At 29.3% G+C, this 22,515-nt stretch carries 21 protein-coding genes; 1 reads left to right on the top strand and 20 read right to left on the bottom strand.

The window, feature by feature from the left end; translation table 11 throughout:
- Positions 1 to 12 precede the first annotated feature (12 nt).
- From ybeY to I2E83_RS08420, 17 genes are all read right to left on the bottom strand, one after another.
- Positions 13 to 513 carry an rRNA maturation RNase YbeY gene (gene ybeY, locus I2E83_RS08500; protein ID WP_195263270.1) on the bottom strand — a complete coding sequence of 167 codons (501 nt, stop codon included), beginning with the start codon at positions 511 to 513 and terminating at the stop codon, positions 13 to 15.
- A gap of 87 nt (positions 514 to 600) precedes the next feature.
- Entirely contained in the window at positions 601 to 2,667 is a 2,067-nt protein-coding gene (locus tag I2E83_RS08495; protein WP_195429570.1) for an HDIG domain-containing metalloprotein, read from the bottom strand.
- A 22-nt stretch (positions 2,668 to 2,689) separates the two neighbouring features.
- On the bottom strand, positions 2,690 to 3,829 hold the full coding sequence (gene yqfD, locus I2E83_RS08490; protein ID WP_195263269.1) for a sporulation protein YqfD: 1,140 nt from the start codon (positions 3,827 to 3,829) through the stop codon (positions 2,690 to 2,692).
- 1 nt (position 3,830) lies between these two features.
- On the bottom strand, positions 3,831 to 4,109 hold the full coding sequence (yqfC, locus tag I2E83_RS08485) for a sporulation protein YqfC (RefSeq protein WP_195263268.1): 279 nt from the start codon (positions 4,107 to 4,109) through the stop codon (positions 3,831 to 3,833).
- A gap of 540 nt (positions 4,110 to 4,649) precedes the next feature.
- Positions 4,650 to 4,826: a 30S ribosomal protein S21 gene (rpsU, locus tag I2E83_RS08480; RefSeq protein WP_003441547.1), complete on the bottom strand. Its 177-nt coding sequence runs from the start codon at positions 4,824 to 4,826 to the stop codon at positions 4,650 to 4,652.
- 120 nt (positions 4,827 to 4,946) lie between these two features.
- Positions 4,947 to 5,288, bottom strand: coding sequence for a histidine triad nucleotide-binding protein (locus tag I2E83_RS08475; protein WP_195429419.1), 342 nt, complete (start codon positions 5,286 to 5,288; stop codon positions 4,947 to 4,949).
- Between the two features lie 165 nt (positions 5,289 to 5,453).
- Positions 5,454 to 6,758, bottom strand: coding sequence for a tRNA (N(6)-L-threonylcarbamoyladenosine(37)-C(2))-methylthiotransferase MtaB (mtaB, locus tag I2E83_RS08470; RefSeq protein ID WP_195429417.1), 1,305 nt, complete (start codon positions 6,756 to 6,758; stop codon positions 5,454 to 5,456).
- Between the two features lie 2 nt (positions 6,759 to 6,760).
- Complete coding sequence (locus tag I2E83_RS08465) at positions 6,761 to 7,513, bottom strand: 16S rRNA (uracil(1498)-N(3))-methyltransferase (RefSeq protein ID WP_195429415.1); 753 nt, start codon at positions 7,511 to 7,513, stop codon at positions 6,761 to 6,763.
- A gap of 18 nt (positions 7,514 to 7,531) precedes the next feature.
- Positions 7,532 to 8,473 (bottom strand): 50S ribosomal protein L11 methyltransferase, encoded by a 942-nt coding sequence (prmA, locus tag I2E83_RS08460; protein WP_195263264.1) that lies wholly within the window; start codon positions 8,471 to 8,473, stop codon positions 7,532 to 7,534.
- Positions 8,474 to 8,636: 163 nt separating this feature from the next.
- A complete protein-coding gene (gene tpx / locus I2E83_RS08455; protein ID WP_195429413.1) occupies positions 8,637 to 9,134 on the bottom strand; it encodes a thiol peroxidase in 498 nt (165 codons plus the stop codon).
- 150 nt (positions 9,135 to 9,284) lie between these two features.
- Complete coding sequence (locus I2E83_RS08450) at positions 9,285 to 10,835, bottom strand: nitrite/sulfite reductase (protein WP_195263262.1); 1,551 nt, start codon at positions 10,833 to 10,835, stop codon at positions 9,285 to 9,287.
- 181 nt (positions 10,836 to 11,016) lie between these two features.
- Positions 11,017 to 12,147, bottom strand: a complete 1,131-nt coding sequence (gene dnaJ / locus I2E83_RS08445) for a molecular chaperone DnaJ (protein ID WP_195429411.1) — start codon at positions 12,145 to 12,147, stop codon at positions 11,017 to 11,019.
- Between the two features lie 111 nt (positions 12,148 to 12,258).
- The gene (gene dnaK / locus I2E83_RS08440; RefSeq protein ID WP_195263260.1) at positions 12,259 to 14,115 is read right to left on the bottom strand and encodes a molecular chaperone DnaK; all 1,857 of its coding nucleotides are present in this window, start codon (positions 14,113 to 14,115) and stop codon (positions 12,259 to 12,261) included.
- A 56-nt stretch (positions 14,116 to 14,171) separates the two neighbouring features.
- Positions 14,172 to 14,783, bottom strand: coding sequence for a nucleotide exchange factor GrpE (gene grpE / locus I2E83_RS08435; RefSeq protein WP_195263259.1), 612 nt, complete (start codon positions 14,781 to 14,783; stop codon positions 14,172 to 14,174).
- Between the two features lie 18 nt (positions 14,784 to 14,801).
- A complete protein-coding gene (gene hrcA / locus I2E83_RS08430; protein WP_195263382.1) occupies positions 14,802 to 15,833 on the bottom strand; it encodes a heat-inducible transcriptional repressor HrcA in 1,032 nt (343 codons plus the stop codon).
- A gap of 189 nt (positions 15,834 to 16,022) precedes the next feature.
- Positions 16,023 to 17,156: a radical SAM family heme chaperone HemW gene (hemW, locus tag I2E83_RS08425; RefSeq protein WP_195429569.1), complete on the bottom strand. Its 1,134-nt coding sequence runs from the start codon at positions 17,154 to 17,156 to the stop codon at positions 16,023 to 16,025.
- 120 nt (positions 17,157 to 17,276) lie between these two features.
- Positions 17,277 to 17,546, bottom strand: a complete 270-nt coding sequence (locus I2E83_RS08420; RefSeq protein ID WP_195429409.1) for a hypothetical protein — start codon at positions 17,544 to 17,546, stop codon at positions 17,277 to 17,279.
- Positions 17,547 to 17,773: 227 nt separating this feature from the next.
- Here I2E83_RS08420 and I2E83_RS08415 point away from each other — a divergent pair, with 227 nt between their 5' ends.
- Positions 17,774 to 18,685, top strand: a complete 912-nt coding sequence (locus I2E83_RS08415; protein WP_195429407.1) for a patatin-like phospholipase family protein — start codon at positions 17,774 to 17,776, stop codon at positions 18,683 to 18,685.
- A 124-nt stretch (positions 18,686 to 18,809) separates the two neighbouring features.
- Here I2E83_RS08415 and lepA read toward each other — a convergent pair whose 3' ends face one another.
- The 3 genes from lepA to I2E83_RS08400 all read right to left on the bottom strand — a co-directional run bounded on the left by lepA (position 18,810) and on the right by I2E83_RS08400 (position 22,478).
- The gene (lepA, locus tag I2E83_RS08410; RefSeq protein WP_195263256.1) at positions 18,810 to 20,618 is read right to left on the bottom strand and encodes a translation elongation factor 4; all 1,809 of its coding nucleotides are present in this window, start codon (positions 20,616 to 20,618) and stop codon (positions 18,810 to 18,812) included.
- Positions 20,619 to 20,755: 137 nt separating this feature from the next.
- Positions 20,756 to 21,313, bottom strand: coding sequence for a hypothetical protein (locus tag I2E83_RS08405; RefSeq protein ID WP_195263255.1), 558 nt, complete (start codon positions 21,311 to 21,313; stop codon positions 20,756 to 20,758).
- Between the two features lie 64 nt (positions 21,314 to 21,377).
- On the bottom strand, positions 21,378 to 22,478 hold the full coding sequence (locus I2E83_RS08400; RefSeq protein WP_195263254.1) for a stage II sporulation protein P: 1,101 nt from the start codon (positions 22,476 to 22,478) through the stop codon (positions 21,378 to 21,380).
- Between the last annotated feature and the right edge of the window lie 37 nt (positions 22,479 to 22,515).

The raw sequence follows: 22,515 nt of genomic DNA, 5'->3' as shown, positions 1-22,515 counted from the left end.
CCACTTATAGTATTATCTTCTAATTTGCAATTTATTTAATATTTCTTCCTCTCTTTTTCTCATTCTTTTTTTATCATCCTCTTCCATATGATCATAACCTAATAAGTGAAGAATTGAATGTACTACTAAATAGCCAACTTCTCTTTCATATGAATGACCATATTCCTCACTTTGTTCTAAAGCTCTTTCCAAAGATAAAACCATATCTCCTAAAATTAATTCATCTCCATCTTTGAAAGTCTCATCAAAATCATAGTTTAAATACATTTCATTAAAAACTTTCTTATCTTCAAAATCTAACATAGGAAAAGATAGTACATCTGTTGCTCTATCAATATTTCTTGTTTCATTATTAATTTCTCTTATTTCTTCATTATCAACAAACAATAAAGAAATTTGATATTGACATTCTACCCCTTCTTCTTTTAATGCAAAATCACATACATCACTTAATCTTTCTATAAAATCTTCTGTAACCTCTAATTTATCTTGTCTATTTTCAGTATATAACATTTTTATCTCCTTTATTATTTTCTAAAATTAAAGGGAAAGGTATGATACCCTCCCCTATCAAATCCCTTATAAAATTTAATTACTTAGTTATTTAACTTTCTTTTCAGTTGGATATTCAATTCTATGATGATATATTCCATCTAATGTCTTAAGAAAAGTCTTTCTTATAATCTCTATATCTTTTAATGTTAAATCACAATTCACAAGCTGTCTAGAGTTAAGTTTATCATTTATTATATTATTTACCATCTCTTCTATTTTACCCTTTGTAGGCTCATTAATTGACCTTACAGCAGCTTCTACACTATCTGAAAGCATCAAAATTCCTGATTCCTTAAAAGATGGAATTGGACCTGGATATCTAAAATCCTCTTCCTTAATTTCCTCTGGTTTATCTGATGAATTCTTAAGTTTATAATAAAAGTATTTAACTAACGTAGTTCCATGATGTTGTTCTATCATATCTTGAATTACCTTAGGAATTTTATGCTCCCTAGCCATTTCTAAACCATCTTTTGTATGAGATAAGATAATTAATGTACTTAAATTAGGTGTTATCTTATTATGTGGATTTTCTTTTCCCATTTGATTTTCCCCAAAAAAGTATGGTCTTTTCGTTTTTCCAATATCATGATAATAAGCACCTACTCTAGCAACAACTGGGTTTCCTCCAACAGCCTCCGCAGCAGCTTCTGCTAAATTAGCAACCATCATACTATGGTGATATGTGCCTGGTGCCTCCATTAATAGTTTTTTCATTAATGGCTGATTTGGATTTGATAATTCTAATAACTTTATATTAGTAACTACATCAAATATTGACTCAAAGAAAGGTAATAATCCAACTGCTAGAATTCCTGAAAGCAAAATTCCTATTGCTGTATATCCAGTTTGAATCAATATCTCTTTTATATTATTGGATGAAATCATCCCTAAAGTAAATGAGAATAAGGCTAATATACCAGTTATATAAACAGTCGAATATATAATATCATTTCTTTGTTGAACTTTTTTAAGACCAGTTGATCCAAGAACAACACTTAATATAGATAAAACAACTACCGATGGATTAAATCCAACTATTATAGCTATAAATATTATGTTTAATAAGTTTATAACTAAAGATATCTTATAATCAATTAATATTGTCATAAGCATAGCACTACAAACTAATGGTATTAAATATGGAGAAATTACATTTAATCCAATTGAAATCAAAATTATTATAAGATTTATACTACTTATAAGTATTATCATTTTAGTATTTTTAAATACTTCAGGCTTTTCCTTAAAGATATATCTATACTGAATAGCTAATACTAAAGCAACTAATATTCCTAAAGAAATAAATGAAAATAAATAACTTTTTGTTGTACCATTATTTAAAAGACCTAATTCTTTTAAAACTTCTATTTGTCTTTCAGTTACAGGTTCACCTTCTTTTACTATTATTTGATTTTTCTTTATTATTTCTTTTGGAACGCTCTTTTGAGCTTCTTTAACAGCTTCCTCCATTTTATCATTATCAACAAACTTATTTGGTTTTATTTGCGTATGGCATATATTCTTCAAAACATCTTCTAATTCTCTGTCTATATTACTATTAAATAATTGGTTATCTGCTATTGATTTTGCTTCTAATAAATCTTCATATTTATTTTCTTCTATTTCTTCCTTATAAACTGTCTCTAGTACATCTACTACTAAATGTTGTATTTCAGATGCTTTTTCCTTTAATTCAACTAATATTTTATACTCATCATCAGTTAAACTAAATTCTTCGATTTTTTTTATTTCAGCTATCTTATCCTTTTCTTCCTTGTTAGAAGAATTTTCAGATACAATCTTATTGAATAGTTTATTAACATTTTCAATTGCTTGAGTCTTTACCTCACTTTTAACTATATACTGCTTATCTTCTCTCGCTTTGGCCATAGCCTCTTCTTCTTTTTGCTTAGTTGCAATTTCATCAACAGTATCAATAGGTGCTTTTATATCTACAGTTGCTATATCTCCTACTGAAAGATTATGCCTTTTAGGTGCAATCACTGTTAATAAAAGTAAGTATATTGCTAAGAATACAGTTAGATAAGTAAATCCTCTTTTGTATTTTATATCATCTTTTCTCTTTTCTTTATTCCAAAACAAGTCCATCACCCTCTAATCCCTTTTGTTTTTAATAATCTACTGGCTCATTATTTACTATATTTTGTTCTACAACAAATACTACATTTACTATTATATTCCCATCAGAACTGTCCTTTGTGCTTATTATTCTATCGACCACTTTAGCCTCTCTAGTTAAATTATTATAAAGAGATTCCTCTAATTGCTTTACTGCATTATCAATTGCCTCTTCTTTTGTGTATGTAACCGGAAACTCTTTCTTTTCAAAATAATTGTCCTTCTTTATAATTTTTCCACTCTCTTCTATTTTATCATACTCTTCAAAATCTTTTATAGCTTTTTTCAGATAAATTTTTTTTCCTAATATTTCTATATATATATCACTATCTTTCTCACCACTTCTTTTTAGTTCTGTTCCCTCTACTTTAGTAGTCATACTCTTTTCATAAAAAGTATTTGCCATAACTACACCTTCTGGTACAACTTCATATGGATCTTCCTCTTTACCGTTAATTCCTTCTATAACGACATCCCCAGCTTTCACCATATCTCCAACATGAACTGCTGATCTACCAGAAAAAGCGTAAACCCTACTTACTTCTCCATCCATCTTTGCAACTAAATTCCCTTGTTTTGCTTCTTTAACTTCTGGCGGATTTACCTTCTCTTCTATAAATATCTTAAGTGTTGAACCTTCTATTCTGGCTCTTAACCATAAAATATCTGAATTCACGTCCTCTAGTTTCTTCTCTACATCTTTAACATCTATTTTATCTTTGCTTATTCCTGGCTTTATTCCTATTTCATATAATTGTTGTCTTAACTCATAAGGTGATACATTCTTTTTAGTAGTTATTTCTATACTCCATACATAAGTAGAAAGATATAATAACATTACTATAAATATTCCTCCTCCTATGGCTAAAAACAATTTACTCTTTAATTTTCCTATAAAAAATAAGATACCAGTACTTCCTACAACTCTACTTTTTCCATTCAGTCTTTTTACAGCATCCATTAAAACACTATAATCATTATAATCAATTGTTACTCTAATCGTTGCTATATCTATCCTCTTAACATTTATAACATTTATATTTTCGCTCCATAATATGTTTAAAAGTCTTTCTGGTTTTAATATGTTAACTTCAACTACTACTTTTCCACTATCAAAAACTCCTGTTGCCATATTACACCTCGTATGATATAGATTTAAATTTTCCGCTAATTGTTATTGTAGAGTCTCCAATATAAAGTATTTCAAAATTCTCACCTTCAATATTAATTGTCTTTACTTTTGTATTTACTTTTATAATATTTCTCTCAAATAGTATTATTCCTTTATGATTTTCTATTGTTATTTCATCATTTCCTATAATAGTTATTTTAGGAACATTTAAAACTATATCTTTAGGTAAGTCAAAAGTTTCTGCTATTATTTCTCTGCTCTTCTCCATTTTTCTTTGCATAATCTTCTCTCCTTATATCTTTCCTAATAGTACTTTATGATAAAGATATACAGAAAATTACTTATAATTTATTTGAGTTTATAAAGTCAGAATTTCAATGCCTTATAAAATATATTTCTGAATAACAAAAAAGCAAAAGGAACTAAATAAGTTCCTTTTGCTTTATTTATTAGTTAATATTCTTATTATAAATTGACTTTAATTTGTCATAACTAAGCTAATTAAAACCTAGCTATATCTTAAATGTTATTAACACCTATGGTGTAGCCGTTCCTTTAATAATTTTATTTTTTCTTTTATAACTGCTGAGGAAGGTACTATAACAAGATCTACTTCTTTAGAATATCCAATTAATTAAATCCTGTTTATTCCCTTTAATTCAAGTATAATAATTCTTACACTTATTTTTGCTAAAATATATAACTATAGTCCTCAACCTTAATGTATTATAAATAATACATTCAGAGTTATTGGATAAATTGTAGCCTCCAATAATAGCTTCTAATTAAGTTCTATTAAAATTTCAAACCAAAATAGTTCCTACTTGAATTTTCTCTTTCTAGCAGCTTCTGATTTTTTCTTTCTCTTCACGCTTGGCTTTTCATAGTGTTCTCTCTTTCTAACTTCTGAAAGAACTCCAGCTCTAGCGCATTTTCTCTTGAATCTTCTTAATGCACTTTCAAGTGTTTCGTTTTCTCCAACTTTTATTTCTGACATCTATTATCCCTCCCTCCGCTAGCTCAAATTAATTAATTTAACTCAGCTACGGGCTTAATAACACACGCTATATTATACAATAGGCACATCTTAAAGTCAACCTCTGAGATAAAAAACTCTTTAGCCTGGTGGCCATTTTAATTCTCTTTGTCCTAGCACATGAAAATGAATATGGTCAACTGTCTGACCACCATCTTTTCCACAGTTATTAACAATTCTATATCCTGATTCAGCTATATTTAGCTCCTTTACTAGTTTATTAATAACTAAGAAAATGTGTGAAATAATATTAGAATTTTCTTCATTTAATTCATTTACATTTTGTATATGCTCCTTAGGTATAACCAAAAAATGTACAGGAGCTTCAGGGCTTATATCATGAAAAGCTATGACCTTTTCATCCTCATAAATCTTTTTACTTGGTATTTCCCCATTTATAATTTTGCAAAAAATACAATCCATAAATTCACCCCTTTCTTTAATTGATAATGGTTAATTGACAATTGATAATTTTTTATTAGTTTGATTATAAACTTATTTTTATATAAAATATAATAATTATTCCAATAATTTAACAAAGTTAAATTATCACCTTAATTATCCATTATGCATTGTAACCTATCAATTCTATAACAGTTTTGCTATTCCTATTTCATTTTCTACTTCTATAATTTCTATATCAACTATTTTACCAGTAACATCTGCACATGTACATGGTACTTGAACCTTTATATAGTTTCTTGTATATCCTTCATAGATACCATCTTTACCTTTTACTTCTGTTTCTATAAGTGCATCCATTTCTTTTCCTATGAATTTTTCTATGAATTCTTTTTCATTTTTATTGCTTAATTCTATTAATAACTTACTTCTTTTTTCCTTTATGCTTCCATCAATTTGATCTTGCATATCTGCAGCTTTAGTTCCTTTTCTTGGACTATATTTAAATACGTGAGTTTTAGTAAGCTTAATATTTTTTAAGAACTCATATGTTTCATTAAATTCCTCTTCCGTTTCTCCTGGAAAACCAACTATAACATCTGTTGTTATAGATACATCTGGCATAGTTTCTCTTAGTAGCTTTACAGAATCCGCATATTCTTTAGCAGTATATCTTCTATTCATTCTCTTAAGTGTAGCATCACATCCACTTTGTAGTGATAAATGGAAATGTGGGCATAACTTCTTAAACTTCTTTATCTTTTCTATAACTTCAGGAGTAAAGAATGCAGGCTCAATTGATCCTATTCTTATTCTTTCTATTCCTTCTACTTTTTCTATCTCTTCTATTATGTCTATTAAGTTTACACTTCCTTCTAAATCTAATCCATAAGAAGCTGTATGTATTCCAGATAATATTATTTCTTTAAATCCATGCTCTGCTAATTTATTAACTTCTTCTAATACTTTCTTAGGATCTTTTGAACATACTGATCCTCTTGAATATGGAATTATACAATATGTACAAAATCTATTACATCCATCTTGTATTTTTAAGAATGCTCTTGTTTTATCTTGATATTCTTCTATATTTAATTCTTCAAACTTTCTATTTTTAAGTACACCTTCAACATGAACTTGTGACTTTCCTTCATCTCTAGCCTTATTTACATAGTAAACAACATCGCCTTTATTTCTTGTTCCAAGAACTACATCTACTCCTGGTATTTCTGAAACTTCTTTAGGTGCAATTTGTGAATAACATCCTACAACTGCTACTGTAGCATTCTCATTCAATCTTCTTGCTCTACTTATAATTTGTCTTGATTTTTTATCACCCATATTAGTAACAGTACAAGTATTTATTACATATACATCAGCTGCTTCACTCGCATCCACAACTTCATAGCCTTCTCTTATAAACTTTTCAGCCATTGCTTCTGATTCATATACGTTAACTCTACATCCTAATGTAGAAAATGCAACTTTCATTATTAATTTCCTCCTAAATCTCCTAGCTCATATTGAACTAAAGAAGTAGCTACAAAACCTGCTGTCTCTGTTCTAAGGATTCTACTTCCTAAAGTTACTATATAAGCACCATTTTCTTTTAGTTTATTTATTTCATCTTCTTCAAATCCACCTTCAGGACCAACTAGTATTCCAACAGTTTTTATTTTAGTCTTATCAATATCAGTGCTATTAAATAAAGTTTTAATTCCAAAGTTTTCTGCGTTTTCATATGGAACTATAACTAAATCTAAATTCTTCATTTTATCTAAAGCTTCATTAAAAGTTATTGGCTCCACTACATTTGGTATTAAACTTCTTTTACTTTGCTTAGCTGCTTCTAAAGCTATTCTATTTAGTCTATCTAACTTTTTAAAATCGCCTTTTAGCTTTATATCAACTCTTTCTGTTAAAGTTGGTATAAACTCAGCAATTCCAAGTTCTGTACCTTTTTGTACTATTAAATCCATCTTTTGCGCCTTTGGCAATCCTTGAAATAAATATATCTTTACACTACTTTCATTGTTTATTTGAAGTTTTTCTTCTATTTCAACAAGTACTTCTTGCTTTGTTATAGATGAAATAGTAGCTAAAAATTCTTCACCAGCACAATTATTTAAGACTATTTTATCCCCTTCATTTAGCCTTAATACTTTATATAAATGTTTTACATCATCACCTAAGATTTTGGCTTTATTGTCTATAAAATTTTCTTTAGGAGTAAAAAATTTATGCATTGTTCATTCTCCTTAAAACTATTTTACTTTGGCAACTATACAGTTCCATTCCCCATCTTTATTTATCTCTACTACTTCAAAGCCAGTTTCTTCAAGCTTTTTAGTAACCATATCTACCCTATCATGTATTATTCCAGAAGTAATAAAGTATCCATTATCCTTTAAAACTCTTTTTACATCTTCTGTTAATATACATATAACTTCTGCAATTATATTAGCAACAACTATGTCTGCTTTCCCATCAATTACTTCTACTAAATTACCATATAGTATTTGTATATTATCTAAATTATTATATCCAACATTTTCTTTAGCAGATTCAACTGCAACTGGATCTAAATCAACTCCAACAGCCATTTTAGCACCAAGTTTTGCTGCTGCTATAGCAAGAATTCCTGATCCACATCCAACATCAAAAACAGTACTATCTTCCTTTACATACTTTTCTAAAGATTGCATACACATTCTTGTTGTTTCATGTGTACCTGTTCCAAATGCCATACCAGGATCAAGCTCTATTACTAGCTCCTCCCCCTTGGCATCATATTCTTCCCATATAGGCTTTACAACTATCTTTTCTCCAACCTTAGTTGGCTTATAATACTTTTTCCATGTATTAGCCCAGTCTTCTTCAAACATTTTTTCACTTTCTACTTTAGCTACTCCTGTATCAATTCCAAGTTCCTTAATTTCACTCATTTTTTCATTTACATAATTTATTATCTCATCTATATTATCTTCTTCTGAAAAATAAGCTTTAACCACTGCAACTTTTCCTTTATGTTCTAATACATTGATATCTGCAAAATCCCAAGTTAATGGTCCTTGTTCTCTTTCTAATATGTCATTTGGATCTTCAATTGCAACTCCTTTACAATCTAATCCATAAAATATTCCAGAAACAGGTTCTAGTGCCTCACTTTTAGTTATAACTCTAACCTCTATCCAAGTTCCTTGCATTTATTAAATCAGTCCTTTCAAACATACTTTGACTAATTTATTATTTTACACTTATGTTAACTTTCTGTCTATATTTAAAACTAAAGTAATTAATTCCTTTTAAATAAAATATAAAAATTAAAAGTATTTGGTAAACCCAAATACTTTTAATTTTTAATATATATTATTTTGCTGCTTTAGCTGCTTCTAAAACTTTATCATAACTTGGTTCACTTGTTATTTCATCAAGATATTCAACAAAGGTTACAATACCATTTGAATCTACAACAAATGACGCTCTTGTTAATAAACCTAATTCCTTAGCATAAGTTCCAGTAGCCTTAGCAAAGCTTCTATCCTTATAATCTGATAAAGTCTTAACTTTTTCTACTCCTTCTGATCCACACCATCTTGCTTGTGCAAATGGTAAATCCATTGAAATAGTATAACAAGTTACTCCATCTAAACTATCTACTTCTTTATTAAATCTCTTTACTTCCATATCACAAACTGGTGTATCTATTGAAGGTACTGTTAAAAATACTCTAACACCCTTTGTATCATTAAGAGTAAATTCTCCTAAATCATTTGTTGTAACTGAAAAGTTTGGTAACTTATCTCCAACATTTAATGTATTTCCTTCTAATGTTATTGGTGATCCTTGAAATTTTACTTGTTTCATTTTCCCTTCTCCTTACTTTAAGATTTCTATTTTATCTTTTCCAAAATCTCATATAATTATATATTTAAATTATACCCGATAATAATTATTTGTAAATATTTATTATCATAATTATTTTCTACTATAAGGCGAAGGTAGTTAATTAAATATCTATACTGCGTATTTATTTACTATTTCTTTAAAACTTTCTTCTTTTTCTTCTAGATATTCTTCAAATTTTAAATTGCTAGCTTCTATTTCTTTAGAAAGTTCATATAAAAGTTCTGGAATCCTATTTGCTGGAATATCACCATAAGGATTTCCTAAGTTTGTTTTTCCTACACCAAATGATCCACCAGCAGACATAGCAAAACACTCTTCTATCTTTTCTCCAACTCTCTTTTTCTTTCCTGTAAATCCTATAGCCCCAATTTGATGAACTCCACAAGAATTACCGCATCCTGATATGTAAACTTTTGGTAATACATCTGATTTGTATTCTTTTTCTTTAAAGTATTCCATTATTGAGTTTAAAGTTCCTTGGCTATTGCATATACCAATTTGACATGTTGGAACCCCTATGCAAGATACACTTTGTTCGAAATCAGTTTTAGCACCCATGTTTTCAGTTAATTCTAATAACTCTTTTGCTTCATTGCCGTTTAAGTTTCTAAAATAAACTCCTTCTGTCATAGCTAATCTAATTTCTACATCTTCAAAGTTTTTTATAGTATCTAAAATTGCTTTTAAATCACTAACAGGTAATTGTCCTCCAATTGGATGAAGATAAACACTATATAATCCTGTTTGTTTTTGTTTGATAATTCTTGGATTATTAATTGCTACTTCTATTCCTTCTTTATTATAAACCTTATCTTCAACTTGTATTTCTAAATTACCCTTTTCCATGACTTCTTCGATATGTTTTTTATAACATTCTAAGAAATCCTTTTCGCCCATTCTATCTAAAATATATCTAACACGCGCTTTATTTCTATTTTCATAATTTCCTTCAGCTTTAAATAAGCTTACCATTGCTTCTACATAATAAAGTACATCTTTTGCTTCAACTAAATCATAATATTTAACTGCTTTTCTAGGATTTTGTCCTAATCCTCCACCTAAATATATTTGAAAATATTTTTTTCCATCCTTATTTACCGCAACAAAACCTAAATCTTGAACTGTACAATGTGCTGCATCATATTCACTGCTTGAAAATGAAACCTTTAGTTTTCTAGGAAGCTTATAAGTATATATTCTTTCTAAAAAATAATTTCCTACAGCTATAGCATAAGGAGTTACATCAAATTCCTCTTCTGGATCAACACCTGATAATGGTGACATAGCAACATTTCTTGGATAATTACCACCTGCACCTCTAGTATATATATCATTATCTAAAGCTTCCTTCATTAAATCGCAAACTTCATCTATACTTAGTCCGTGTAATTGAATTGCTTGTCGTGTTGTAAAATGTATTTTATCTAATCCATACTTTTCCGCAAAGCCATAGACTTTATACATCTCATCAACATTAGTTATACCTGAAGGAATTCTAAGCCTTATCATAAATTCCTTACCACCCCTATGTGCATATACACCAAATCCTCCAGATGCATGTTTAAATTGCATTACATTTAATTCCCCATTTAAAAATTTGTGTCCTTCTTTTCTAAATTCTTCTATTTCTCCATATAGAACTTCTTTTAGTTTATTCATTTTTTACCACCTCTTTATTAAATTCATACTATTGTTAATTATATCACTAAATATAATCTGCATTTATTAGATATTCCTATAGTAATGATAGGGAAAACTTATAATGTAAGTATATCACTTTTAGTATTGTGTGCATATATTATAGATTTTATAAAAAAAGATTAGCGTCACGCTAATCCTTTTATTTAAATAAATCTTTAAGTCCTTTTTTATGAGGAGTTACATCACCAACATTTTCTCCACATGCTTCCATAAATGCCTTTAGCGCATCTTTTTGCTTGTCATTTAGGTTCTTAGGGATATCAACAATTACCTTAACGTATTGATCTCCTCTACCTGATGAATTTACTCTTGGAACACCTTTTCCTTTTAATCTAAATAAAGTACCTGATTGTGTTCCTGCTGGGATTGTATATTTTACATCTCCATCCACAGTTGCAACAGTTATTTCAGTTCCTAATGCTGCTTTTCCCATAGATATATGAGTATCTATATATATATCATTTCCCTTTCTTGTAAATTTCTTAGATGGAGCAACATTTATTCTTACATATAAATCTCCTGGAGTGCCATCATTAGTTCCATGATCTCCTTGTCCTCTAAGCGGCATAACATTTCCTGTATCTACTCCAGCTGGAATATTAACAGTTATTTTTCTATTCTTTCTAACATTTCCTTTTCCATGACATGTATTACATGGTTCATCTATTACTTTACCACTACCACCACATGTATTACATGTTGAAGTACTAACAAAACTTCCTAAAGGTGTTTGTCTTTGTACTCTTACTTGACCTTGCCCATTACATGTTGGACAAGTCTTTGCTGAAGTTCCAGTTTTAGCTCCACTACCTTTACATGAATCACAAGTTTCACTTCTATTTATAGAAATTTCCTTTTCTACTCCAAATATTGCCTCTTCAAACGTTAAATTAACTGTATATTCTAAATCAGCACCTCTTTGTGGTCCATTTCGTCTTCTGCTGCCACCGCCGCCACCACCAAAGAAGCTATCAAATATATCTCCAAAACCTCCCATATCTGAGAAGTCAAAGCCACCAAATCCACCTGATCCAAATCCACTTCCATCAAAATCAGCCGTTCCAAACTGATCATATCTTGCTTTTTTCTCAGGATCTGAAAGCACTTGATAAGCTTCATTTATTTCTTTAAACTTATCCTCTGCTTCTTTGTCTCCTTGGTTTTTATCAGGATGATATTTTATAGCTAGCTTTCTAAAGGCCTTTTTTATTTCTTCATCTGAAGCTCCCTTTTCAAGCCCAAGGGATGCATAATAGTCTTTATTTGCCATCTATTTTCACCACCATTTTTTTACTTTATAAAAGGGAAGACGACTCTTGCCTTCCCTCATATATTATATCTATTAGACTAATAGGTTACAACTATTTATTGTCTCAAAGTATTATTTATCTTCTTTAACTTCAAAATCTGCATCTACAACATTATCATCGTGTGGAGTTTGGCTTGCACCTGCTCCTCCCATGTTGTTTGGATCAAATCCTGCTCCTGCTGCACCATTTGCATTAGCATCAGCATATATCTTAGATGATATTGCATAGAATTCTTGATTTAATTCATCCATTGCTTTCTTGATAGCTTCTAAATCTTCGCCATCTTTAACTTTATTTAATTCATCAAGTTTAGCTTCGATCTTAGCTTTATCGTCAGCTGTTACCTTATCACCAAGTTCTTCTAAAGTTTTAGTTGTTTGATATGCAACTTGATCTGCATTATTCTTGACTTCTATTTTTTCTTTTCTCTTCTTATCTTCTTCAGCAAATCTTTCTGCTTCTTTTACTGCTGCTTCTACTTCAGATTCGCTTAAGTTAGTTGAAGCTGTAATAGTTATATTAGCTTCTTTATTAGTTGCCTTATCAACTGCTGATACTTTAACTAATCCATTTGCATCTATATCAAATGTAACTTCAATTTGAGGAATTCCTCTTGGAGCTGGTGCAATACCTGATAATGTAAATCTACCTAAAGTCTTATTGTCAGCTGCCATTTGTCTTTCACCTTGAACCACGTGAATTTCAACTGATGTTTGACCATCTGCTGCAGTTGAGAATGTTTGACTCTTCTTAGCTGGAATTGTAGTATTTCTTTCAATAAGTGGTGTAGCAACTCCGCCTAATGTTTCAATTCCTAATGTTAATGGAGTAACATCTAGTAATAATACATCTTTAACTTCTCCAGTTAATACACCTGCTTGAATAGCTGCTCCAACTGCAACACATTCATCTGGGTTTACTCCCTTTGAAGGTTCTTTTCCTGTAAAGTTTTTAACTGCTTCTACAACAGCTGGAATTCTTGTTGATCCACCAACTAATATTACTTTATTGATGTCGCTTAATGAAAGGTTAGCATCTGATAAAGCTTTCTTCATTGGTTCTATTGATCTTTGAACTAAATCATGTGTAATTTCATTGAATTTAGCTCTAGTTAAGTTCATATCAATATGCTTTGGACCTGTTGCATCAGCTGTTATAAATGGTAAGTTAATGTTTGTTTGCATTGATGATGATAATTCAATCTTAGCTTTTTCAGCAGCTTCTTTTAATCTTTGAAGTGCCATTTTATCATTTCTTAAATCTATTCCATTTTCAGCTTTAAATGTTTCAGCTATATGATCCATTATTCTTTGGTCAAAGTCATCTCCACCTAATTTAGTATCTCCATTTGTTGATAAAACTTCGAATACTCCATCACCAAGTTCTAGGATAGATACGTCGAATGTACCACCACCTAAGTCATAAACAAAGATTTTTTGGTTTGTATCCATTTTATCTAAACCATAAGCTAAAGCTGCAGCTGTAGGTTCATTTATTATTCTTAATACTTCTAATCCAGCTATTTTACCAGCATCTTTAGTCGCTTGTCTTTCTGAATCATTAAAATATGCAGGAACTGTTATAACTGCTTGAGTTACTGATTCACCTAAATAAGCTTCTGCATCAGCCTTTATTTTTTGAAGTACCATTGCTGATATTTCTTGTGGTGAATGATCTTTACCATCTATATTAACTTTATAATTTGTACCCATATGTCTCTTTATTGATATTATTGTTTTATCTGGGTTTGTAATCGCTTGTCTTTTAGCTACTTGCCCTACTAATCTTTCTCCATTTGCTTGGAATGAAACTACTGAAGGAGTAGTTCTTGCACCTTCTGAATTGCTGATTACTACTGGTTCTCCACCTTCCATAACAGCTACACATGAGTTAGTTGTTCCTAAATCAATTCCTATTATTTTTCCCATAATATATTTCCTCCTAAAAACTATCTTTTTAATATAAGTTTAGTTAATATCAATAATTAATTAGCTACTTTTACCATTGTATGTCTAATTATCTTTTCGCCTCTTTTATATCCCTTTTGGAATACTTCAACTACTGAGTTAGTACCAAGTGATTCATCTTGAACGTGCATGACTGCTTGATGAAGATTTGGATCGAATTCACCAGTTGCATCTATTTCTTCAACTCCTAATTTTTCAAAAGAGCCTTTAAATCCTTTTATAGTCATGTCTATTCCTTTTTTAAAGTCTTCCACACTTCCTTCAACAGCTATTGCTCTTTCTAATGTATCTAGTACTGGTATCATTTCTTTTAATACATCTGTACATGCATCTGTATAAATGCCTTCTTTTTCTTTAGTTGTTCTTTTTCTGTAATTGTCATATTCTGCTGATATTCTAAGTAATCTTTCTTTCAAAGCTTCAACTTCATTATTTAGCTTCTTATTTTCATCTTTTAATTTTCTCATAATATCTAGATCATTTTCCTTATCATTATTTTCTTCAACTATATCATCTGAAGATTGATCTGTTTCTTGTTCTACTTCTTCTGTAGTAGAATTTATATCTTCAACATTTTCTGCTTCAATTGTTTCTTCTAAGTCTTCTATTACTTCTTTGTTATCTTCCACAACAACACCTCATCTCTTTTATTCTATAATTTGATTTCTTAAGCTCTTATTTAACTCCTTCATAACTTGCCCCATAATAGCTATAACCTTAGAGTAATTTATCCTCTTTGGTCCAATTAATCCAATCTTACCAATCGGTCTTCCATCTAATGAATATTCCGCCGATATAATTGAGCACTCCTTAGCCTCTGGAAAATAATTTTCATCGCCTATTTTTATGGTTATATCACTACTAGGTTCTATCAAATCTATCAAATTGTCCTTATCATTAATTAAAGAAAGAATTTCCTTAGCCTTTTCGATATTATTATACTCAGGATAATTAAAAATATTTGTAGCACCTTCAACAAACACTTCTGTATTGTTAGCTTCTTTTAATGTTTCATATAGAGCTGGTAATATTCCATTAAATAGTTCATCATAGCCATTTAATTCTACTTTGAGCTTATTAATTACTTCCAAGTTAATTTCTTCAATGGTTAAATTTCTTAGCCTCATATTTAAGACTTCATTTATCATTTGAATAGTTTCAGGCTTTGGCATATTGTTTACTCTTATTCTATGATTCTTAATAATTCCACTATCTGCTACTATTACTGAAACCAAATTATGACTATCAATAGCGAGCAATTGAATAGATCTTATATAGCTACTTCTCACAGATGGAGTCTGTACTACAGTCGTTAAATTAGTAAGCTCTGATAACAATGAACAAGCTTGCTTTACTATCTTATCAACCTCATACATTGCTGAATTTATAATGTACTCCCTTATTTTGAGTTCCTCTTCTCGAGTTAATCTTCCAGTTTCCATTAACTTATCTACATATAGCCTATATCCTTTATTAGAAGGTATTCTACCTGCGGATGTATGTGGTTGTTCTAGATAACCCATTTCCTCTAGATCAGCCATTTCATTTCTTATTGTTGCTGATCCAACTCCTAAATCATATTTCTTAGCTATTGTTCTTGAACCTACTGGTTCCCCTGTCATGATATAGTCATTAATGATAGCCTGAAGTATTTTTATTTTTCTTTCATCAATAGCCATTACATCACCTCTATCTGTTAGCACTCATTATCGTCGAGTGCTAATGACTACAATATCAATATATTCCTTATTACCTTTTTTGTCAATTGGAATAACTGATAAATTAAATAATCTCATTTAATTTTATTAATTTATTTTTATTTTTCTTTCGTTTTCTAAAACACGCTCTCGTTTTCTACGTACCACATTTTACAGTATGAAGTCACTCATAACTAAATTAGATAACTCAATTCCCTTGTCAGTTAACCTTAAATTATCCTTTTCTAATACGAGTAATTTTTTATTTATATTTTTCTCTATAATATCTTTATATATACTATTTATATCTATTCCAAATCTTTTTTTGAATTCATTAAGGCTTATCCCCTTATTCATTCTAAGTCCCATAAATATAAACTCTTCTATATTATCTTCTTTAGAGTTTTTAATTATTTCTTCTATAATACTTTCATTATTATTAATTTTTTCTATATAGAGTTTCACATTTTCTATATTTTTTATTCTTTTACCATCAATAAACGAACTTGAAGCAGATCCAACTCCTAAATAGTCATCACATTGCCAATAAACCTTATTATGATAGCATTCATATCCTGATTTCGCATAATTAGATATTTCATACTGCTCGTATCCATGCTCCTTAAGTATTTCCTTAGTAATTGAATACATCTCTCTTTCTTCATCTTCTGACGGTAATATTAGTTTATTTCTTTCCCATAATTTATAAAATGCTGTTCCTTCCTCTATTATTAGGCTATAAGCAGAAATATGCTCTGGATTTAACTTTGCAATTACTTCTAAAGATTCTTTCCATTCATCTACTTTTTGATTTGGTAATCCAAACATCAAATCAACATTTATATTTTTAAATCCAACCTCCCTAGCTAAATTGAAATTTTCTTCAAATTGCTTAAAACTATGTATTCTTCCTATATCCTTTAAAAGTGAATTTTGTACTGCTTGAAGTCCCATGCTTATTCTATTTACTCCACCTCTTAGCATAGTTTCTAATTTCTCTTTTTCCAAGGCTCCAGGATTACATTCCATTGTAAATTCCATATTTTCTGTTAAATTAAGTTTACTTATAGTTTTCAATAATTTATATATTTGATTAGTCTCTAAATATGATGGAGTTCCTCCACCTATAAATATGCTTTTAATTTTATAATCTATTACTTTTTCTTCTATCTCCTTACATAATGCCTCTACATAATCATCTTTAAGATGATCTAATGAGGCATAAGAAGGGAAATCACAGTAAAAACATTTTTGTTTACAAAATGGTATATGTATATAAAGTGCTACTTCTTTTAAATCTTTCATTTCTCTAATCACTCTTTCTATCATTTAAATTTCTCTTTATTGCTATTATACAGAAATGCATTAAAATGAAAAGATAAAAATAGGAGAATAAATTATATAATATAATTTATTCTCCTATTTTTATACTTCTATAAGATCTATATTAATAATATTGTGTAACACTACATCCTTCTGAGCTCTTTCAATAATTGTATCAATTATATCGCCTTCAAAATTTATTTTCATTCTTGTTTTTAATCCATTTCTTGAAATATATGTTTCTAATTTATAACCAACCATTGATATTAATGATATTTCTCCATTTTTTCTTTTAATAGTACCAGTTACTAGACCCGAATTTCTTAATACCTTTCCCTTCTTCTTTACGTCTCTCAATTTTGCCTCTAACATAATATACACCCCACTTAAATATTTTATACAATTTAAGTATATTTTCTTTTATTAACTTTAATTACTAATATATTTATTAAGTAGTTAATTTTATAAAAATTTTTATATTCAAATAATGGCATACAATAGCTAAATTTTTATTGTACTATATATCAATAATTCTTTTATTGAATATATTATTTATAGATTACCACTAAAAAAATAGTTTGTATAAGGAGATGTCTATTTTGAAAACATTTAAAATACTCGCCTTCGATGGTGGTGGAATTAAGGGTGCCTTAAGTGTAGAAATTTTAAGTAGAATTTGTTCTAAATATCCAAACTTTTTAGATAAAGTTGACTTATTTACCGGTACTTCAACTGGTTCAATAATTGCTTCCTTATTAGCAACAGGGGTTTCTATTAATGAAATAAATAATTTATATAGTAATCCTACTGCAAAAAAAATTTTTTCTCCCTCTCATTTTAATCTATTTCGTCCGAAGTTTAATAATATTAATTTAGAGAATATTATCTCGAATTATTTCGATGATAATCTAAAAATTGGAGACTTAAAAAAATTTATTTTTATTCCCGCATTTCATGTAAAGGGATTAACCGGAAATTCTTGGGAACCAGTATTTTTTAATAATTTATCTAAAAATTCAACATGTGATTTTAGTGTAAAAGATACTATTTTATCAAGTTCAGCTGCTCCTACATACTTTCCATCATATAAGGGTTTTATAGATGGTGGCGTTATTGCTAATTCTCCTACTGCTATTTCATTATTAACTGCTTTGGCCTCTCTTGGCCCTTCTTATAGCCTAGATCAAATAAGACTACTTTCAATAGGTACTGGTGATAGTCCTGAAAAAATCAATGGCAAAACGGAAAAATGGGGAATACTTCAATGGTCATTCCACCCATTAGCTAAAATGAAATCCCCATTATTAGCTCTTTTAATGGATGGGATGTCAGATTTAGAAGACATGTACTGCAAAGAAATTCTAAAATCTAAATATTTTAGAATAAATCCAAAAATATCTAAGTTTATTGAAATGGATGATTATAAATTTATTCCTTATTTAAAGTTAGTAGCTGATACTTATGACTTATCATCTTTATACAATTACATCGAAAACATTTATTTAAAATAATTCGCATTCACAATTTTAGATAAACTTGAATATAATAAACTATAATATTACCACCTTACTCTTACAGTTATCTATCAAAAAGGCTAAGTCTCCTTATGAAACTTAGCCTTTTTGATATTTAAATTTATTTATCTACTTTAAGAACTGCCATGAATGCTTCTTGTGGTATTTCAACTGACCCCACTTGTCTCATTCTCTTCTTTCCTTCTTTTTGCTTTTCTAATAGTTTCTTCTTTCTTGATATATCTCCACCATAACATTTAGCAAGAACGTCTTTTCTCATAGCCTTAACTGTTTCTCTTGCTATTATCTTTGAACCAACTGCTGCTTGAATTGGAACTTCAAACATTTGTCTAGGAATTATTTCTTTTAGCTTTTCAGCAATTCCTCTTCCTTTTTCGTAAGCTTTTTCTCTTGGTACTATCATAGATAAAGCATCTACAACATCTCCATTTAACATTATATCAAGCTTAACTAGCTCAGTTTGAGTATATCCCTTAAATTCATAATCTAATGATGCATATCCTCTTGTTCTAGATTTTAATGTATCAAAGAAATCATATACTATTTCATTTAATGGAATATCATAATTTATAGAAACTCTTGTTTCCTCTAAATATTGCATGTCAATAAAGGTTCCTCTTCTTTCTTGACATAATTCCATTACAGCTCCAACATAATCAGAAGGTGCTATTATACTTGCCTTAACTATTGGCTCCTCCATGTATTCTATTTCTGTTGCTTCTGGAAGGTTTGTAGGATTTGTAAGTTCTATTATATCACCATTAGTTTTTATTACCTTGTATATAACTGATGGTGCAGTTGTAATTATATCTAAATTAAATTCTCTTTCAATTCTTTCTTGAATTATTTCCATATGTAATAATCCTAAGAATCCACATCTAAATCCAAACCCTAAAGCTATAGATGTTTCTGGCTCAAAACTTAAAGCAGCATCGTTTATTTGAAGCTTTTCTAAAGCATCTTTAAGCTCTTGGTATTTTGCTCCATCTACAGGATAAATTCCTGAATATACCATTGGTACGGCTGGCTTATATCCTGGCATAGCTTCAGCTGTTGGTCTATCTGCTTCAGTTATAGTATCACCAACTCTTGCATCTCTTACATTTTTAATAGATGCAGCGATATATCCTACATCTCCTGCACGTAATTCACCTATCGGTAGTGTCTTAGGAGTAAATACACCTACTTCTGTAACTTCGCATACCTTATTTGTAGCCATTAACTTAATTTTAGTTCCTGGCTTAACTACACCATCGAATATTCTTACATATGAAACAACACCCTTATAACTATCATAATATGAATCAAATATTAAAGCTTTAAGAGGTGCATCTTCATCTCCATCTGGCGCAGGTATATTTTCTACTACTGTTTCTAAAACATCTCCTATATTTAACCCTGTTTTAGCAGAAATCATTGGAGCATCTTGTGCCTCTATTCCTATTATATCTTCTATTTCTTGTTTAACTTCATCTGGTCTTGCAGATTGTAAGTCAACTTTATTTATTACTGGAGCTATTTCCAAATCATTGTTTAATGCTAAATAACAATTAGCTAAAGTTTGTGCTTGAACACCTTGTGTAGCATCTACAACTAATATTGCACCTTCACATGCAGCTAAGCTTCTTGAAACTTCATATGTAAAATCTACGTGACCAGGAGTATCTATTAAGTTTAATATATACTCTTCTCCATCTGATCTTCTATATATAAGTCTTGCTGCTTGAGACTTAATAGTTATTCCTCTTTCTCTTTCTATTTCCATATTGTCAAGGATTTGCTCTTCCATTTCTCTTTGTGTTAGAGTTCCTGTGGCTTCTAATAATCTATCCGCTAGGGTTGACTTCCCATGATCTATATGGGCAACTATTGAAAAATTTCTAATATGTTTTTGTCTATTACTACTCATATATAAAACTACAACCGGATTTTTGGTTAATAGTCACTTCACCCCCATTATAATTAAATCAAAGTAAATTATATCACAATGCCTAGGATACATGTCAATATAAATATGAAGTTGTTAAACCCTGTAAAATACTATATTTAATTAGATTTCTCTAAAAAGTCATCAACTATTTTGTCTAATTTATCATTAGTTGTATTAGAGTTTGTATTTTTATCCTTATCACTAGATTCACTTTCTTTATCATTTACACCTTCTGTATCATTTGAACCTTCTTTACTATCTCCATTTTCTTCATTGCTTTCATTTATAGAGTTTATTTCTTCATCTTTATAATCACTCTTTATTTTCTCATTAATTTTATTCTTTATACTATTAAACCCATTATATATATTACTTCCTAACATATAAATTTTTTCTGTTATTGGATTATTAGCATTTATCATAAACTCTTTATCTGATACTTTTATAGTTGTATTTTCATTATTTTCATCAGTAGTATAAATTTTAACTTCTGCATTATCTCTTATAAATTCCTCAAAATCTTCTCCAAATTCTTCTTTTACTAATTGATAGTTATCTTCACCATTACCAATTGGTGATAATGCTCTAGTATTTACAATATTAATTTGGACAAAGCCAATGAAAACTAACAAGGAAAAAATTATTGTTCCTATTAAGACTTTTTTATTAAACAAAAAAGCACCCCCTAGTTTTTTTATTATCTAAAAGGATGCTCATAAATATCAACTTTTATTCAATTTAATTCCTATTTAAATGTTCTGCCAATACTCTTGCTATATATTTTGCAGTTAATTTTGCTTCTTGAGCAGTATTTACATTTGCTCCTACTTCTATAAGTACAAAATTATCACTTAAACTATAATTAATAGAAGTTGCTGCAATTTCATATTCATAAGTATTTCTAATTATTCCTGGAAATAGGGTATTAGCTGTATTATACAATTCATCAACTAAAGCTTTATTAGCTGAATATCTTGTACTGTTTTGTCCTGTAACAAACATCATCTTAGCTAAATTTTGGTTATTTAAATTAACTGTAACTGCATCTTTATTAGATACACTGTCTCTGTGCAAATCTATGATTATTTTAAAATCTCCATATTTATCCAAGTACTTTCTTAAAGTTTCATTCGATCTTGTATAACTATCATTATAAGAAACACTATGATTTGTTTTATCATGCATTACTGATATTCCATATCCTTCTTCAAGCTCTTTTGCTAAAACATCACCAACACCTACAACGTTAAAATTACTATCTGTAGTATCTTTTCCCGCTTCAGCATAGTTTTCCGTTGTATGTGTATGGAATATAAGAATTTCTGGCTTTGAGTTATCTAATACTTTCTTTAAACTTGGATCATATGCTGCACTTACTTTATTTAATTCCGCAATATCCTCTGAAGTCATTTTAGCTATACTATCATTTTTTAATGAAAATGGTGTTAATTTTTTTATTGCTGATCCTAAAATAGAATCCCCTAAAGTACTATCTTTAAATAAACTTATTTCTCTTCCAACTATTCCATAAGTACTAAACCCTCTAAGACCTAAAGCTTCTAAAACTACATTTTTTACTGAAAGGTTATTTTCTACATATTCGCCTTCATCATATACTTGAGTTTTCACAACTGGCATAGTAAAGTTTAACATTTGAACATATGCATAACCACCTCGTTCATTGTACTTATTTATAACTCCCATTGCTCTTATAAAAAACACAATAACAGCAAGTATAATTATTGCATATCCAACATTAAAATTAGGTTTAGCAGAAGCTGGTTTTCCTCTAACACCTCTTGATTTTTGTTTAGGTATAGTTTGTCTTAATGAATACAACGGCAACTCCCCCTTCTCTCTATTATTTATATTAAGG

The sequence above is a fragment of the Clostridium sp. D46t1_190503_E9 genome (genome assembly GCF_015555225.1).
GTDB lineage: Bacteria > Bacillota > Clostridia > Clostridiales > Clostridiaceae > Clostridium.
This window is presented reverse-complemented; position numbering and strand designations above follow the sequence as displayed.

Bases quoted from the DNA above. Each gene is read 5' to 3' on its own strand.
- yqfD (WP_195263269.1), bottom strand. From the start codon at position 3,829: ATGGCAACAGGAGTTTTTGATAGTGGAAAAGTAGTAGTTGAAGTTAAC.
- rpsU (WP_003441547.1), bottom strand. From the start codon at position 4,826: ATGTCAGAAATAAAAGTTGGAGAAAACGAAACACTTGAAAGTGCATTA.
- hemW (WP_195429569.1), bottom strand. From the start codon at position 17,156: ATGAAAGATTTAAAAGAAGTAGCACTTTATATACATATACCATTTTGT.
- yqfC (WP_195263268.1), bottom strand. From the start codon at position 4,109: ATGCAAAGAAAAATGGAGAAGAGCAGAGAAATAATAGCAGAAACTTTT.
- I2E83_RS08420 (WP_195429409.1), bottom strand. From the start codon at position 17,546: ATGTTAGAGGCAAAATTGAGAGACGTAAAGAAGAAGGGAAAGGTATTA.
- hrcA (WP_195263382.1), bottom strand. From the start codon at position 15,833: ATGGCTATTGATGAAAGAAAAATAAAAATACTTCAGGCTATCATTAAT.
- I2E83_RS08450 (WP_195263262.1), bottom strand. From the start codon at position 10,835: ATGAATAAACTAAAAGAAGTTCTATATGGAGAAATAGAAGAATTTAGA.
- tpx (WP_195429413.1), bottom strand. From the start codon at position 9,134: ATGAAACAAGTAAAATTTCAAGGATCACCAATAACATTAGAAGGAAAT.
- dnaK (WP_195263260.1), bottom strand. From the start codon at position 14,115: ATGGGAAAAATAATAGGAATTGATTTAGGAACAACTAACTCATGTGTA.
- ybeY (WP_195263270.1), bottom strand. From the start codon at position 513: ATGTTATATACTGAAAATAGACAAGATAAATTAGAGGTTACAGAAGAT.
- lepA (WP_195263256.1), bottom strand. From the start codon at position 20,618: ATGAGTAGTAATAGACAAAAACATATTAGAAATTTTTCAATAGTTGCC.
- I2E83_RS08475 (WP_195429419.1), bottom strand. From the start codon at position 5,288: ATGGATTGTATTTTTTGCAAAATTATAAATGGGGAAATACCAAGTAAA.
- I2E83_RS08495 (WP_195429570.1), bottom strand. From the start codon at position 2,667: ATGGACTTGTTTTGGAATAAAGAAAAGAGAAAAGATGATATAAAATAC.
- mtaB (WP_195429417.1), bottom strand. From the start codon at position 6,758: ATGAAAGTTGCATTTTCTACATTAGGATGTAGAGTTAACGTATATGAA.
- dnaJ (WP_195429411.1), bottom strand. From the start codon at position 12,147: ATGGCAAATAAAGACTATTATGCATCCCTTGGGCTTGAAAAGGGAGCT.
- prmA (WP_195263264.1), bottom strand. From the start codon at position 8,473: ATGCAAGGAACTTGGATAGAGGTTAGAGTTATAACTAAAAGTGAGGCA.
- I2E83_RS08465 (WP_195429415.1), bottom strand. From the start codon at position 7,513: ATGCATAAATTTTTTACTCCTAAAGAAAATTTTATAGACAATAAAGCC.